Source organism: Allobosea sp. GW823-FHT01F03 (assembly GCF_058798075.1).
Genome location: NZ_CM179505.1, coordinates 508,053 through 523,791 on the forward strand (window position 1 = coordinate 508,053; position 15,739 = coordinate 523,791).

At 66.7% G+C, this 15,739-nt stretch carries 12 protein-coding genes and 1 pseudogene; 10 read left to right on the forward strand and 3 right to left on the reverse strand.

Annotated features, from left to right (window positions below; all coding sequences use genetic code 11):
• Positions 1-49: 49 nt before the first annotated feature.
• The 10 genes and pseudogenes from AC3RCC_RS02420 (at position 50) to AC3RCC_RS02465 (ending at position 12,955) form a co-directional block, all read left to right on the forward strand.
• Positions 50-2,788 carry a nitrate/nitrite transporter gene (locus tag AC3RCC_RS02420; RefSeq protein ID WP_492257480.1) on the forward strand — a complete coding sequence of 913 codons (2,739 nt, stop codon included), beginning with the start codon at positions 50-52 and terminating at the stop codon, positions 2,786-2,788.
• A gap of 157 nt (positions 2,789-2,945) precedes the next feature.
• The gene (locus tag AC3RCC_RS02425; RefSeq protein ID WP_492257481.1) at positions 2,946-6,701 is read left to right on the forward strand and encodes a nitrate reductase subunit alpha; all 3,756 of its coding nucleotides are present in this window, start codon (positions 2,946-2,948) and stop codon (positions 6,699-6,701) included.
• Positions 6,702-6,713: 12 nt separating this feature from the next.
• On the forward strand, positions 6,714-8,237 hold the full coding sequence (gene narH, locus AC3RCC_RS02430) for a nitrate reductase subunit beta (RefSeq protein ID WP_492257482.1): 1,524 nt from the start codon (positions 6,714-6,716) through the stop codon (positions 8,235-8,237).
• A gap of 143 nt (positions 8,238-8,380) precedes the next feature.
• Positions 8,381-9,118, forward strand: coding sequence for a nitrate reductase molybdenum cofactor assembly chaperone (gene narJ / locus AC3RCC_RS02435; RefSeq protein WP_291640312.1), 738 nt, complete (start codon positions 8,381-8,383; stop codon positions 9,116-9,118).
• 12 nt (positions 9,119-9,130) lie between these two features.
• Entirely contained in the window at positions 9,131-9,871 is a 741-nt protein-coding gene (narI, locus tag AC3RCC_RS02440) for a respiratory nitrate reductase subunit gamma (protein WP_492257483.1), read from the forward strand.
• Positions 9,872-9,916: 45 nt separating this feature from the next.
• The gene (locus AC3RCC_RS02445; RefSeq protein WP_492257484.1) at positions 9,917-10,750 is read left to right on the forward strand and encodes a peptidylprolyl isomerase; all 834 of its coding nucleotides are present in this window, start codon (positions 9,917-9,919) and stop codon (positions 10,748-10,750) included.
• A gap of 12 nt (positions 10,751-10,762) precedes the next feature.
• Positions 10,763-11,074: a hypothetical protein gene (locus AC3RCC_RS02450; protein WP_291641458.1), complete on the forward strand. Its 312-nt coding sequence runs from the start codon at positions 10,763-10,765 to the stop codon at positions 11,072-11,074.
• Positions 11,052-11,621 carry a hemerythrin domain-containing protein gene (locus AC3RCC_RS02455; RefSeq protein ID WP_492257485.1) on the forward strand — a complete coding sequence of 190 codons (570 nt, stop codon included), beginning with the start codon at positions 11,052-11,054 and terminating at the stop codon, positions 11,619-11,621. The genes AC3RCC_RS02450 and AC3RCC_RS02455 overlap by 23 nt, the downstream gene beginning before the upstream one ends.
• Positions 11,614-12,198: pseudogene (locus tag AC3RCC_RS02460) on the forward strand (carbonic anhydrase); the annotation flags it as partial. The gene AC3RCC_RS02455 and the pseudogene AC3RCC_RS02460, both read left to right, overlap by 8 nt.
• 220 nt (positions 12,199-12,418) lie before the next feature.
• The gene (locus AC3RCC_RS02465; protein WP_492257486.1) at positions 12,419-12,955 is read left to right on the forward strand and encodes a DUF2478 domain-containing protein; all 537 of its coding nucleotides are present in this window, start codon (positions 12,419-12,421) and stop codon (positions 12,953-12,955) included.
• Between the two features lie 19 nt (positions 12,956-12,974).
• Here the strand turns inward: AC3RCC_RS02465 and AC3RCC_RS02470 are convergent, their stop codons facing one another.
• From AC3RCC_RS02470 to AC3RCC_RS02480, 3 genes are all read right to left on the reverse strand, one after another.
• A complete protein-coding gene (locus AC3RCC_RS02470; protein WP_452118231.1) occupies positions 12,975-13,355 on the reverse strand; it encodes a response regulator transcription factor in 381 nt (126 codons plus the stop codon).
• Positions 13,356-13,507: 152 nt separating this feature from the next.
• Positions 13,508-14,125: a response regulator FixJ gene (gene fixJ / locus AC3RCC_RS02475; protein WP_291641469.1), complete on the reverse strand. Its 618-nt coding sequence runs from the start codon at positions 14,123-14,125 to the stop codon at positions 13,508-13,510.
• A complete protein-coding gene (locus AC3RCC_RS02480) occupies positions 14,115-15,683 on the reverse strand; it encodes a PAS domain-containing sensor histidine kinase (RefSeq protein ID WP_492257487.1) in 1,569 nt (522 codons plus the stop codon). Before AC3RCC_RS02480 ends, fixJ begins: the two co-directional genes overlap by 11 nt.
• Between the last annotated feature and the right edge of the window lie 56 nt (positions 15,684-15,739).

Genomic DNA, 15,739 nt, shown 5'->3' on the forward strand with positions numbered 1-15,739 from the left:
TGGACTTGGTTCGCGGTCGACGGCACTTCTGCCGATTGAGGCCGGAACCATGGAACGTCAGTCAGCCATATCTCCGGGCGAGCAGGGGAGAGCGCTCTGGCTCTCGACCATCGCCTTCACCGCCTGCTTCGCGGTCTGGACGATCTTCTCGATCATCGGCGTCCGGATCAAACAGGAGCTCGGGCTGAGCGAGACCCAGTTCGGCCTGCTCGTCGGAACGCCGATCCTGACGGGTTCGCTCATCCGCGTCGTGCTGGGCATCTGGACCGATTATTACGGCGGGCGGCGCGTCTTCTCGCTGGTCATGCTCGCAGGCGCCGGCGCGACCTTCCTGCTGTCCTACGCCCAGACCTATCCGCAGATGCTGCTCGCCGCGCTCGGCGTCGGCATCGCGGGCGGCTCCTTCGCGGTCGGCGTCGCCTATGTCTCGCGCTGGTATCCGGCAGGCAAGCAGGGGACGGCGCTCGGCATCTTCGGGGCGGGCAATGTCGGAGCGGCCGTGACCAAGTTCGTCGCGCCCTTCGTGCTCATCGCCTATGGCTGGCAGAGCGTGGCGCAGATCTGGGCGGCTGGGCTCGTCGTCATGGCCGTGCTGTTCTGGTTGGGAACCGCGGACGATCCCGTCATCGTCGAGCGGAGGCGCACGGGTGAGCGGCCGAAGAGCGCCTGGCTCGAACTCGAGCCGCTCAAGAATGTCCAGGTCTGGCGTTTCTCGCTCTACTACTTCTTCGTCTTCGGCGCCTTCGTCGCGCTGTCGCTGTGGCTGCCGCAATATCTGATCGGTGTCTACGGGCTCGACATCAAGGCCGCCGGCATGATCGCCGCCTTCTACTCGGTCCCGGCCTCGATCTTCCGCGCCTATGGCGGCCATCTCTCGGACAAGTACGGCGCAAGGCGCGTCATGTACTGGACCTTCCTGGTCTCGATCGGCTGCACCTTCCTCCTGAGCTATCCGCCGACGGATTATGTCGTGAAGGGCATCTCCGGGCCGATCGCCTTCCACACCGAGGTCAGCCTGCCGGTCTTCATCGGCCTCGTCTTCGTGCTCGGCTTCTTCATGAGCCTCGGCAAGGCGGCCGTGTTCAAGCACATCCCGGTCTATTATCCGCAGAATGTCGGCGCGGTCGGCGGCCTCGTCGGCATGATCGGCGGCCTTGGCGGCTTCATCCTGCCGATCGCCTTCGGCGTGCTCAACGACCTGACCGGGATCTGGACGAGCTGCTTCATGCTGCTCTTCCTGATCGTGACGGTCTCCCTGGTCTGGATGCACATGGCCGTCCGCACCATGGAGGAAGGCGTCGCCGGCAAGGAGCTGGCCAAGCTGCCGCAGCTGCCCGAGATGCAGCCGATCCATTCGCCGGAGCTTGCCGGCGCGCTGACCGGCAAGACGCTGCAGGACTGGCGCCCCGAAGACCCGCAGTTCTGGGCGCAGAGCGGGCGCGCCATCGCCCGCCGCAACCTCTTCATCTCGATCCCCAGCCTGCTGCTCTCCTTCGCGGTCTGGATGGTGTGGTCGGTCGTCGTGGCGAAGCTGCCGAGCGTGGGCTTCAAGTTCAGCACGGACCAGCTCTTCTGGCTGGCGGCCCTGCCGGGCCTGTCGGGCGCGACGCTGCGCGTGTTCTACGCCTTCATGCCGCCGATCTTCGGCGGCCGGCTGTGGACCACGGTCGCGACCTGGTCGCTGATGCTGCCGGCGGTCGGGATCGGCTATGCGGTGCGCGATCCGAACACGCCCTATGTCGTCTTCCTCGGGCTCGCGCTGCTCTGCGGCTTCGGCGGCGGCAACTTCGCCTCCTCCATGGCCAATATCTCGTTCTTCTTCCCGAAGTCCGAGAAGGGCAACGCCCTCGCGCTCAATGCCGGGCTCGGCAATCTCGGCGTCAGCGTGGTCCAGTTCGTGATCCCGCTCGTCATCACCGCCGGCGTGTTCGGGGCGCTCGGCGGCGAGCCGCAGCTCGCGACCGAGGCGGGACGGACGACCCAGCTCTGGCTGCAGAATGCCGGCTTCGTCTGGGTGCCCTTCATCGCGGTTTCCGCCTTCGCCGCCTGGTTCGGCATGAACGACATCGCCTCGATGAAGGCCTCCTTCGCGGAGCAGGCGGTGATCTTCAGGCGCCGGCACAACTGGGTGATGTGCTGGCTCTATACCGGCACCTTCGGCTCCTTCATCGGTTATTCGGCGGCGTTTCCGCTGGTTGCGAAGACGCAGTTCCCCGAGGTCAACGCCCTGCAGCTCGCCTTCCTCGGCCCGCTGGTCGGCGCGCTCTCGCGCTCCTTTACCGGCTGGATCGCCGATCGCTTCGGCGGCGGGCGGGTGACACTGTGGGTCTTCGTCCTGATGATGGCCGGCGTCGGCGGTGCGCTCTTCGGCCTGGCGCAGCACAGTTTCCCGGTGTTCTTCGCGAGCTTCCTGGTGCTGTTCTTCGCGACCGGCGTCGGCAACGCCTCGACCTTCCAGATGATCCCCGCGATCATGCGCAAGGAGATCCCGCGGCTCGAGCCGCAGCTCGGCCCCGGCGAGCAGGTCAAGCAGGCCGAGAAGGAATCGGCGGCGATCATCGGCTTCACCTCGGCGGTCGCGGCCTATGGCGCCTTCTTCATTCCCAAGGCCTATGGCTCCTCGATCGCGGCGACCGGGGGGATCGAGGCGGCGCTCTACGGCTTCCTCGGCTTCTACGTCACCTGCGTGCTCTTGACCTGGGCGGTCTACACGCGCCGCGGCGGCCTGCTCTGGGATGTCGAGCGCGTCCGCTCCGCCAGCGCGGTCGCGGCCCAGCCGGCCAGCTGAACCCCGTGAAGGTCCGGGCTGCAGCCCGGCCCGGACCTCCGCAAGACTACTTAGGAAAAACTCTAAATGGGCCCTGCGGCCCGGCCCGGCTACCACCAGCGCCAGCGTTCCCTCGCTCCAGAGGACGGCTTCGCGCCTGAGGCCGAAAGGATTTGAGATGAGCCACTTTCTCGACCGACTGACCTTCTTCAACCGGGTCGTCGACGCTTTCTCGGACGGCCACGGCATCACCACCAACGAGGACCGGCGCTGGGAGGAGGGCTACCGGAAGCGCTGGCAGCACGACAAGATCGTGCGCTCGACCCATGGCGTGAACTGCACCGGCTCCTGTTCGTGGAAGGTCTACGTCAAGGGCGGGATCGTCACCTGGGAGACGCAGCAGACCGACTACCCGCGTACCCGCCCCGAACTGCCCAACCATGAACCGCGCGGCTGCGCCCGCGGCGCCTCCTATTCCTGGTACCTCTACTCGGCCAACCGGGTGAAGTATCCGCTGATCCGCTCGCGGCTGCTCAAGCTCTGGCGCGAGGCGCGCGTGCTGATGACGCCGGTCGCGGCCTGGGCCTCGATCGTCGAGAACCCGCAGAAGCGCGCGGCCTACACCACCAGGCGCGGCCATGGCGGCCTCGTGCGGGCGAGCTGGGACGAGGTCAACGAGATCATCGGGGCGGCCAACGCCTATACGGCGAAGACCTACGGTCCCGACCGCGTCTTCGGCTTCTCGCCGATCCCGGCGATGTCGATGGTCTCCTATGCCGCCGGGGCGCGCTACCTCTCGCTGCTCGGCGGCGTCTGCATGTCGTTCTACGACTGGTATTGCGACCTTCCGCCCGCTTCCCCGCAGACCTGGGGCGAGCAGACGGACGTGCCGGAATCGGCCGACTGGTACAATTCCGGCTTCCTCATCCTCTGGGGCTCGAACGTGCCCCAGACCCGCACGCCCGACGCGCATTTCTACACGGAGGCGCGCTATCGCGGCGCCAAGAGCGTCGTGATCTGCCCCGACTATTCGGAGGCCTCGAAATTCGCCGATCTGTGGGTCTCGGTGAAGCAGGGCACGGATGCCGCGCTCGGCATGGCGATGGGCCATGTCATCCTGCGCGAGTTCCATGTCGATCGGCAGGTCCCCTACTTCACCGATTATGCCAAGCGCTACACCGACATGCCGATGCTGGTCCGGCTGGTGGAGCAGGATGGCCGTCTGGTGCCCGAGCGCTTCCTGCGTGCGAGCGATCTCGACGGCGGCCTGGGCGAGGCCAACAATCCGGAATGGAAGACGCTGTCCTTCGATGCGGCGAGCGGCGAGCTCGTGGCGCCGCTCGGCTCCGTCGGCTTCCGCTGGGGCGAGAAGGGCAAATGGAACCTCGAGGCCAAGCGCTCGGACGGTGCGCCCGTCGATCTACGCCTCTCGCTCTACGATGTCGCCGACGGCTTCGAGAACGTTGCCTTCCCCTATTTCGGCAATATCGAGCACGACCACTTCACCGGAACGGATCATGCGAGCGTGCTGGAGCGCCGCATCCCGGTGAAGAAGCTGAAGCTCGCCGAAGGCGAGGCGCTGGTCGCCACCGTCTACGACCTGTTCCTGGCCAATTACGGCGTCGACCGCTTCGGCGGCGAGAACGTCGCCAACTCCTATGACGACGACGTGCCCTATACCCCGGCCTGGGCCGAGAAGATCACCGGCGTGCCGCGCGACCAGATCATCACGGTCGCACGCGAATTCGCCCGCAACGCCGAAAAGACCAATGGGCGCTCGATGATCATCATCGGCGCGGCGATGAACCATTGGTACCACATGGACATGAACTACCGCGGCGCCATCAACATGCTCGTCATGTGCGGCTGCGTCGGGCAGTCGGGGGGCGGCTGGTCGCATTATGTGGGCCAGGAGAAGCTCAGGCCGCAATCGGGCTGGGCCCCGCTCGCCTTCGCACTCGACTGGGGCCGCCCCAGCCGGCAGCAGAACTCGACCTCCTGTTTCTACGCCCATACCGACCAGTGGCGCTACGAGACGCTGGACGTGAAGGAGATCCTCTCCCCGACGGCGCCGGCCGGCCCTTGGGACGGCGCGATCATCGACTACAACATCCGGGCCGAGCGGATGGGCTGGCTGCCCTCTGCGCCACAGCTCGAGCAGAACCCGCTGGGCATCGCCGCCAAGGCGAAGGCCGCCGGGCTGGAGCCGAAGGACTATGTCGCCGGCGGCCTGAAATCGGGCGAGCTCAGAATGTCCTGCGAGGACCCGGACAATCCGAAGAACTGGCCGCGCAACCTCTTCGTCTGGCGCTCGAACCTGCTCGGTTCCTCGGGCAAAGGGCATGAGTATTTCCTCAAGCACCTGCTCGGCACCAGCCACGGCGTGCTTGGCAAGGACCTTGGCGAGGAGGGGCGGCAGAAGGCGAAGGAGGTCGTCTGGCACGACGAGGCGCCCGAAGGGAAACTCGACCTGCTGGTGACGCTCGACTTCCGCATGTCGACCACCTGCGTCTACTCGGACATCGTCCTGCCGACGGCCACCTGGTACGAGAAGGACGACCTCAACACCTCCGACATGCACCCCTTCATCCATCCGCTGACGGCGGCGGTGGATCCGGTCTGGGAGTCGCGCTCGGACTGGGAGATCTACAAGGGCATCGCTGCCAGCTTCTCGAAGGTGGCGCCCGAGGTGCTCGGCGTCGAGCAGGACGTGGTGCTGACCCCGATCATGCACGACACGCCGGCCGAGATCGCCCAGCCCTTCGACGTCAAGGACTGGAAGAAGGGCGAGATCGATCCGATCCCCGGCAAGACCATGCCGAGCATCACCGTGGTCGAGCGCGATTATCCCAATCTCTACAAGCGCTTCACCTCTCTCGGCCCGCTAATGTCCAAGATCGGCAATGGCGGCAAGGGCATGGCCTGGAACACCGAGCACGAGGTCGAGTTGCTCAAGGAGCTCAACGGCGTCGTCGCCGAGGAGGGACCGACCAAGGGGTTGGCGCGGATCGACACCGCGATCGACGCCTGCGAGGTCCTGCTGATGCTGGCGCCCGAGACCAATGGCGAGGTCGCGGTCAAGGCCTGGGAGAGCCTCGGCAAGGCGACCGGCCGCGACCATGAGCATCTCGCCTTGCCGAAGGAGGACGAGAAGATCCGCTTCCGCGACGTGGTCGCGCAGCCGCGCAAGATCATCTCCTCGCCGATCTGGTCGGGGCTGGAATCCGAGAAGGTCTGCTACAACGCCTGCTACACCAACGTCCACGAGCTGATCCCGTGGCGGACGCTGACCGGGCGCCAGCAGCTCTACCAGGACCATCTCTGGATGCGGGCTTTCGGCGAGGGCTTCTGCCTCTACCGCCCGCCAGTCGATCTCAAGACGATAACGCCGGTCCAGGGCAAGGTCGCCAACGGCAATCCGGAGATCGTGCTGAACTTCATCACGCCGCACCAGAAATGGGGCATCCACTCCACCTATTCCGACAACCTGCTGATGCTGACGCTTAATCGCGGCGGGCCTGTGGTCTGGATCTCGGAGCGGGATGCGGCGAAGGCCGGCATCGTCGACAATGATTGGATCGACGTCTTCAACGTCAACGGTGCCATCTCGGCGCGGGCGGTCGTCTCCCAGCGCGTCAAGGACGGCATGTGCATGATGTACCATGCGCAGGAGAAGATCGTGAACACGCCCGGCTCCGGCATCACCGGGCAGCGCGGCGGCATCCATAACTCGGTCACCCGCGCCGTCCTGAAGCCGACCCACATGATCGGCGGCTACGTGCAGCTCTCCTACGGCTTCAACTACTACGGAACCGTCGGTTCTAACCGCGACGAGTTCGTCGTCGTCCGCAAGATGGGCTCGGTCGACTGGCTGGAAGGCCCCTTCGACGAAGGCAGCGCCCGGCGCGGCCCCAAGCTCCACGCTGCCGAGTAAGAGGATATCGACATGAAAGTCCGCGCTCAGATCGCGATGGTGCTGAACCTCGACAAGTGCATCGGCTGCCACACCTGCTCGGTGACCTGCAAGAACGTCTGGACCAATCGCGAAGGCATGGAATACGCCTGGTTCAACAACGTCGAGACCAAGCCAGGCATCGGTTATCCCAAGCAATGGGAGAACCAGGACAAGTGGAACGGCGGCTGGCGCCGTCGCAAGGACGGCCGGATCGAACCGCGGATCGGCTCGAAATGGCGGGTCCTGGCTAAGATCTTCGCCAATCCCGACCTGCCGGAGATCGACGACTATTACGAGCCGTTCGACTTCGATTACGGGCACCTGCAGAAGGCGCCCGAGCTCCAGGCCTTCCCCACCGCCCGCCCGCTCTCGAAGATCACCGGCGAGCGGATGGAGAAGATCGAGTGGGGCCCGAACTGGGAGGAGATCCTCGGCGGCGAGTTCTCGAAGCGCAAGCTCGACAAGAATTTCGACGGCGTCCAGCAGGAGATCTATGGCCAGTTCGAAAACACCTTCATGATGTATCTGCCGAGGCTGTGCGAGCACTGCCTCAACCCGGCCTGCGTCTCGGCCTGCCCCTCGGGCGCGATCTACAAGCGCGAGGAGGACGGCGTCGTCCTGATCGACCAGGACAAGTGCCGCGGCTGGCGCATGTGCGTCTCGGCCTGTCCCTACAAGAAGATCTACTACAACTGGTCTTCCGGTAAGTCGGAGAAGTGCACGCTCTGCTACCCGCGCCTCGAGGCCGGCATGCCGACGGTGTGTTCCGAGACCTGCGTCGGCCGCATCCGCTATCTCGGCGTGATCCTCTACGACGCCGACCGGATCGAGGCTGCCGCCTCGACCGAGAACGAGCAGGACCTCTACGACGAGCAGCTCGGCATCTTCCTCGACCCGCATGATCCGGCGGTGATCGAGGCGGCCCGGCGCGAGGGCGTGCCCGAGGCCTGGCTGGAAGCCGCCAGGCGTTCGCCGGTCTACAAGATGGCGATCGAGTGGAAGATCGCCTTCCCGCTCCATCCCGAATACCGGACGCTGCCGATGGTCTGGTACGTGCCGCCGCTCTCGCCGATCACCTCGGCGGCGTCGGCAGGCAAGATCGGGATCGATGGCGAGATGCCGGACGTCAAGAGCCTGCGCATCCCGGTCAAATACCTCGCCAATCTGCTGACCGCGGGCAAGGAACAGCCGATCGTCATCGGCCTGGAGCGCATGCTCGCGATGCGGGCCTATATGCGGGCCAAGACCATCGACGGCGTCATCGACGAAGCGCTGGCGAAGGCCGTCGGCCTGTCCGGCGCGCAGGTCGAGGAAATGTACAAGATCATGGCGATCGCGAATTACGAGGATCGCTTCGTCATCCCGACCAACCATCGCGAGATGGGAATCGAGGATGCCTACGATCTGCGCGGCTCCTGCGGCTTCTCCTTCGGCAATGGCTGCGCCGGTGGCACGAGCGGCACCAACCTGTTCGGTTCGCCCAAGCCGGCGAAGACGCCGATGGAAGTCGCCTGACGCAATCTGCTTCCCCCGCAGCCCGTCCTGCGGCGGGCTGCGGATTTCGCCCGAATCCCGTTTGCCGCAGCTCAACGTCGCGCTTTTCGCAAGCCGGTAACGTTCCGGTAGCGCTCGGCGGCCGAGCCGCCCGGAGACATCAGATGAAAACCCTCAAGGCCTTCTCCGCCCTGCTGAACTATCCGAGCCGGGAGCTGGTGGCGGCGATTCCGGAGATCCGCTCGGTGCTGGCGGAAGAGGCCGTCGTCGATCCGGCGGCGCTGGAGCCGCTGCTGCGCATGCTGGAGGAGGCGGACCTCTACGATGCGCAGGAGCGCTATGTGATGCTCTTCGACCGGACGCGCTCCCTGTCGCTGCATCTGTTCGAGCATGTCCATGGCGAAAGCCGCGACCGCGGCCAGGCCATGGTCGACCTGAAAAGCGTCTACGAGGCGGCCGGCTTCACCATCGAGGGCACGGAGCTGCCGGATTTCGTGCCGCTCTTCCTCGAATACTGCTCGCTGCTGCCGGCGCAGGAGGCGAGGGTGGTGCTGGCCGATCCGGCGCATGTCATGACGGTGCTCGGCGAGCGGCTGCGCAAGCGGGAAACGCCCTATGCCGTCGTCTTCGAGGCGCTGGTCGCGCTCGCGGCGACGAAGCCCGCGCCGGAGGTGTTCGAGGCGATCGTGCCCGAGACGGAGCAGGACCCGAACGACCTGGCTGCGCTGGATGCCGCCTGGGAGGAGGAGGAGGTCCGCTTCGGCCCCGGCGCAGGTGCCGATTGCGGCGTCGAGAACCTCGCCGCCAAGCTGCGCCAGGCCAAGCGGCCGGCCCCCGGACTCGGCGTCGCCACCGTGCGGCGGCCCAAGACCCGCTTCACCTATGCGTCACCCCGCGATTGAGGAGCAGCCGTCATGAACGCGACGCTCAACCATATCCTGTTCGGCTGGTATCCCTATTTCGCCCTGACGGTCTTCCTGCTCGGGTCGCTGGTGCGTTTCGAGCGCGAGCAATACAGCTGGAAGGCGGATTCGAGCCAGCTCCTGCGCCGCAGACAGCTCGTCGCGGGCTCCGTCCTGTTCCATGTCGGTGTGCTCGTGATCTTCCTCGGCCATGCCGGCGGGCTGCTGACCCCGATCGCCGTCTTCGACGCGCTGGGCATCTCGCACGGCTTCAAGCAGGGGCTGGCGATCGTCGTCGGCGGGCTGGCCGGCCTGATGTGCTTCCTCGGCCTGAGCCTGCTGCTCCATCGCCGCCTGTTCGATCCGCGGATCCGCAAGAACTCGTCCTTTTCGGACATTGCGGTGCTGCTGATGCTCTATGCCCAGCTCATCCTCGGCCTTCTCACCATTCCGCTGTCGCTCGGCCATATGGACGGGAACGAGATGGTCAAGTTCATGAACTGGGCCCAGGGGACGCTCACCCTGCAGCCGGGCGCCTCGGCCTATGTCGCCGACGTGCACCCGATCTTCAAGGCGCATCTTCTGCTCGGCATGACGATCTTCCTCGTCTTCCCGTTCACCCGCCTGGTCCACATCTGGTCGGCGCCGGTCTGGTATCTCGGCCGGACGGGCTACCAGATCGTGCGTACCAAGAAGCGGCCCCTTGCCGGCCAGGGGGCTGTTTCCGCCCCGGTCCGCGCAACCCGCCGCTGACTGACGTATCCGCCTCGGCACGCAACCCATCCCGGGATATCCGCCATGTCGTCCTGCTCGGCCCAGCCAGTCACCACAGCCCCGAAGGCCCCGATCAAGGTCAACGGAGCCGTGATCTCTCGGGCGATGATCTCGCGCGAGGTCCAGAACCATCCGGCCTCGTCGCCTGCCGCCGCCTGGAAGGCCGCTGCCCTGGCGCTGGTCATCCGCGAGGCCCTGGGTCAGGAGGTCGTCCGGCTCGGTATCGAGGCCGAGCCGCTGACGGATGGGGAAGGCCGGTGCGAGACCGAGGACGAGGCGCGGATGCGCGCCCTGGTCGAGCGCGACATCAGCGTGCCCGAGCCGACGGAGGAGGAGTGCCGGCGCTATTACGAGCGCAATGCCGGGCGCTTCCGCAGCTCCGATCTCTACGAGGCGTCGCATATCCTGTTCGCGGCGCGGGGTGACGATGCCGAGGCCTACGAGCGCGCGCGGCGGCAGGCTGGCGCCGCCATCGCCGAACTGGCGGCCGCGCCCGGTCGCTTCGCCGAGCTGGCGCGCCAGCATTCCGCCTGCCCTTCCGCCGAGCTCGGCGGCAATCTCGGCCAGATCGGCCGCGGCCAGACGACGCCACCGTTCGAGAAGGCCCTGGCGGCGATGGAACCGGGCACGATCGGTCACGAGCCGGTCGAGACGCCCTATGGCTTCCACATCATCCGGCTCGACAGGGCCATTGCGGGCAGCCTGCTGCCTTTCGAGCTCGTGCAGGAGCGGATCGCGGCCTATCTCGGCGAAGCGGTGCGGCAGCGGGCACAGGCGCAATATGTCGCGCGGCTGCTCGGCCGCGCCCGGATCGAGGGGATCGACCTGCCGTCGCCGGGCGAGCTCAACGTCCACTGAGAGGCGATTGCCATGCTGCTTGGAGACATCATCTCCCGCCTCGACGACGAAGCCATGGCGATGCAGACGCTGGTGGGGCTGGGCGATCTCGTGCTGCTGGCCCGTGTCGAAACGGCCGCCTCGGCCGAGGGGCTCACGCCCGGCGGCTTCGCCGCCCGCGCCGTCAACCTCTTCTCCAGCCAGGCTTCCGACGAGGATTGGGTCTCCCTGATCGGCGTCATGGGCCGGACCACCGATCCCGGCCAGGCCTGCCTGCGCAACATCCTGCACTTTGCCCTTCGTCCGCCGAAGGAAACGGTTCATGCCTGCGGCCACGGTCACTGAGCTTTCCGCCGAGACCGATGTACTGGCCCCGGTCCGCAGCGAGTTGCTGGCGCGTCCGCTCGAGTTCATCGTCGCCGAGCATCATCGTTTGCGCGACCTGTGCCGGCTGCTCGACGGCATCGCCGAAGCGCCGGGCTCTGCGGCCATCCCCGCCGACGCGATCCTGCACTGCATCGAGCATGAGCTGCCGCTGCACGTCCTCGACGAGGAGGAGGATTTGTTTCCGCTGCTCCGCCGGCGCGCCATGCCGCGGGACGGCGCGGAGCGGCTGCTCGGCCTGCTCTCGCGGGAGCACGCCGAGGACGACCGGCTGGCCGGGATCATTGCGGGCGGGCTGCGGGCGCGGGGAACCGCTGATTGGGACGGAGCCGGTTTCCGTACCGCCCTGGCCAGCTTCTCGCGCGGCCAGCGCCGCCATCTCACGGTGGAGAATGCGGTGCTGATTCCGCTGGCGGAGCTGCGCCTGACCGCGGGGGACCGCGACGGGCTAGCCCGGCGCATGGCGGCCCGGCGCGGCATCGTGCTCGGCGGGCGCAGCCATGGCTGAGGTTTCGATCCAGGCGCTGTTCGACCGCAATGTCGACTGGGCGATCGCCAAGACGCGCCAGGAGCCCGGCTATTTCCGCCGTCTCTCCGCCCTGCAGGAACCGCGGTTCCTCTGGATCGGCTGCTCGGATTCGCGCGTGCCGGCCAACGAGATCGTCGGGCTCGATCCGGGTGAGCTCTTTGTCCATCGCAACATTGCGAACGTCATGCATACCGGCGACCTTAACCTGCTGTCGGTGATCGAGTTCGCGGTCGAGGCGCTGGGGGTGGAGGACATCATCGTCTGCGGCCATTACGGCTGCGGCGGCGTGCGCCGGGCTCTGGAACGGCAGACCGGGGCGCTGGTCGACCATTGGCTCGCACCGGTCGTCGAGGTCTACGAACGCGAGCGGGCCCGCTTCGATGCCGGCGCCAGCGACGAGGCCCGGCTCAACCTGCTCTGCGAGCTCAATGTCGAGGCGCAGGTGGAGCGCGTCGCGCATACGCCGATCGTGCGGGCGGCCTGGACCGCCGGGCACACCCTGCGCATCCATGGCTGGATCTACGGCCTGAAGGACGGGCTGGTGCGCGATCTCGGCGTCAGCCGCGACGGGCCGGACAAGATGCAGGCCGAGCAGACGCCGCTCGACCCGGCCCCCGTCGACGACTGGTCGGAGCATATCCATGCGAGTGCGCTGCGCCTGCTCGGCGGCAAGGCGGCCTGCGGCTGCGACGCAGCGGGCGGCCTGCGCAGCGAGGGCGTGCCGTGAAGCGCCGCGCACGCCGCGTCGCGAAGCAAGGATGACAGGAGGTCGAAACGTGGATACCCGCTCCGAGGAATGCGGCATCTTGGTTCTCGTGCATGAGCGCGACGAGGCGCCGGACCCGGCCATCGCACAGGCGGTCGCGCGCCTCGAGGCCGGTGGCCTGAAGCCGCGCGGCCTGCTGCAGCATGGCGTGCCCGGCTGCGGCAAGGCCTGCGCAACGCTCTATCTCGACGATATCGGCATGCAGCGGCAGGTCTGCATCTTCGAGGATCGCGGCCCTCAGGCGCGCGGCTGCCGGCTCGATACGGCGGGCCTGACCGTCGCTGCCGGCTGGCTGCGCGAGGCTGTCGAGGCGCGGCCGGACGTGCTGTTCGTCAACCGCTTCGGCAAGCACGAAGGCGAGGGCCGCGGCCTGCGCGAGGAGATCGGCATGGCGGTTGCCGCGGGCATCCCGACCGTCATCGCCGTCAACCGCCAGTATCTGCCGCAGTGGCGGGCTTTCGCGGGCGAGACCTTCGCCACGCTGCCGCTCGATGCCGGCGAGATCGCCGACTGGTGCCACAAGGCCGTGGCCGGGGTCGAGGCCTGAGATCCAGGGCGGCCCCGTCTCATCCCTGCTTGCGAAAAGCTTCGCTGCCGCCGCTGGCCAGCGCGTCCCTGATACAGTCCGCCAGCGAACTATCCTCGAGCGGCTTTTCCAGTACGGCGCGGCAGCCGCACAACGTCGCCAGCCGACGGATTTCGGCGCTGGCCTTCGCCGTGATCAGGATGGCGGGCAACGCGATGGCGCTCTGCCGCAGGCGGCCGATCAGCGCCAGCCCGTCGAGCGAAGGCATGCAGTAGTCTATGACCATGCACGCGCGCGCCGGCAGCTCCTGTTCCGCGAGCAACTCCTCGCCGTTGCGAAAGGCCCTGACCTGGAAGCCTTCGAGCGCGAGGGAGAACGTCAGCGACTGCCGGACGGCATCGTCGTCATCGACGATGATCACGCATCCTTCGGGAGACATGGCATGCCTTGCTCCGGGCGATCCGCGGCTCGGATCGCGCCGGGATGGCATGCCGATAGTCTGCGTCGGCCCGCCGCAGCGTCCAAGTCAGGAATACACCTTACGCGAGCCGTCCCCGACGACGCAGCACGATCTCAGGGGGCGTTGTCGCCGACCAGCAGGGCGAAGCGAACGAGCTCGGGCAGGCTCGCAGCCCGCATCTTGGTCATGACATTGGCCCGGTAGATCTCGACCGTTCTGGGGCTGATGCCGAGTTCATGCGCGATCACCTTGTTGGCCTTGCCTTCGACGAGACGGTCGAGCACCTGCTTCTCGCGCTCGCTCAGCGATTTGAGGCGCACCAGGATGTCGATGCCCTGCGCCTCGCGCTGCGTCCTGCGCTGGTGCCGGTCGAGGGCCGCGCGCACCGCGGCGAGCAGCAGTTCGTCGTCGAAGGGCTTCTCGATGAAGTCGACAGCCCCCTCCTTCATCGCCTCGACGGCGAGCGACACATCCGCATGGCCGGTCATCACGATCACCGGAAGGCTGAAGCCGCGCAGGGCGAGGCCGCGGAGGAATTCAATGCCGTCGATCCCCGGCATGCGCACATCGGTGATGATGCAGCCCGTCGGCGCCTCTCTGACGTTGTCGAGAAACTGGCTGGCGGATTCGTGCAGCCTGACTGGAAACCCGTCGGAAGCCAGCAGGAACGAGAGCGACTGCCGGACAGCCAGATCATCGTCGACAATATGGACGATGGCATCACCCTGCATGAGCCAGCTCCTCCGGGTCGACGGCGCGTAGTGAAAAGGTGAAGCAGGTTCCGCGTCCCCGCTCCGACACAGCCGAGATCTTTCCGCCATGCGCCTCGACGATGGTGCGGCAGATCGAGAGCCCGACGCCCATGCCATGCTGCTTGGTCGTGACAAAAGGCTGGAAAAGCTGGTCTATGATTTCGGGAGCCAGGCCCGTACCGGTATCGCGGACCGAGATCTCCAGCATCTCCTCGCTGACGCGTCGGGACTCGACGATCAGTTCGCGCCGCTCCTCGCCATCCATCGCCTCGATCGCATTGCGGATCAGGTTCAGCAGCACTTGCTGGATCTGGATGCGGTCGGCCAGCGTAAAGGCCGCGCGGGGGTCGAGGAGATAGGCGATGTGCACCCCCCTTTCGCGGGCGCCGACCATGGCCAGCGCGCTGGCCTCCTCGATCAACTTGGCGAGAGGCTCGATCCGGCGCTCGCTTTCGCCGCGCTGCACGAATTCGCGCAGATGCCGGATCACCTGGCCGGCGCGCAGCGCCTGATCGGCCGCTTTCGTGACGCCGTCCTCCAGCAGGCGGGCGGTTTCGCCTTCCATGCGCTGGAGAATCCGGCGGCACCCCTTCAGGTAGTTCGCGATGGCCGTCAGCGGCTGGTTGATCTCATGGGCCAGCGTCGATGCCATCTCGCCCAGCGCCGTGAAGCGCGACATGTGGACGAGCTCGGATTGCAGCTCCTGCAGGCGGGTTTCGGTCTTCTGGCGCTCGGTCAGGTCGCGGATGAAGCCGGTGAAGTAGCGCCGACCGCCCGAATGCATCTCTCCGACGGCGAGCTCCATCGGAAAGGTCGAGCCGTCCTTGCGCTGGCCGACGACGACCCGCCCGATGCCGACGATCCTGCGCTCGCCGGTGGTGAGATAGCGCTTGATGTAGCTGTCGTGATGATGCCGGTAGGGGCTGGGCATCAGTATCTTGACGTCCTCGCCGATGACTTCGCTGCGACCGTAGCCGAACTGCCGGACCGCTGCCGCGCTGAAGGACTGGATCCGGCCGTCCTCGTCGATCACGACGATGGCGTCGGGGATCGTCTCGAGGATGGAGCGTAGATGCGCCTCGCGGACCGTGTGGGCTTCCTCGGCCTGGAGCTGTTCGGAGATGTCACGCAGGACGAGCGCATAGCCGCGAGGGCAGTCGGGCTGCGCCTTCACGGTCGCGATCGAGAGTTGTGCGGTGAACGATGCCCCATCCCGGCGCCGGCAGATGCGCTGTGTCTCGCTCCCGCCGGTCACCTGCGCCGCGGCGAGCAGAGAGGCTGTCACGCCCGGCTCCGCAGCAACGAAGAGGCATGCGAGGTCGCTGCTCAGAATCTCGGCCCGGCTCCAGCCCGTGATCTGCTCGGCGCCGGTGTTCCAGCTGCCGATCCGGCCTGTCTCGTCGACGAAGGCCAGGCCGATTCCCGTCACCGCCTCGATGAGGGCCGCTGCCAGTTTCGGAGATTCGATCTCACGGCTCAAAAGCAAGCTCTCCTGCCGGATTGCCGTCGATGCATCATGATCGCCGAGAGCGGCCATGCATCCACGCTAACCAGCGCGATGGCTCAAGTTGACCGCCCGCGTCGAAAAGACTC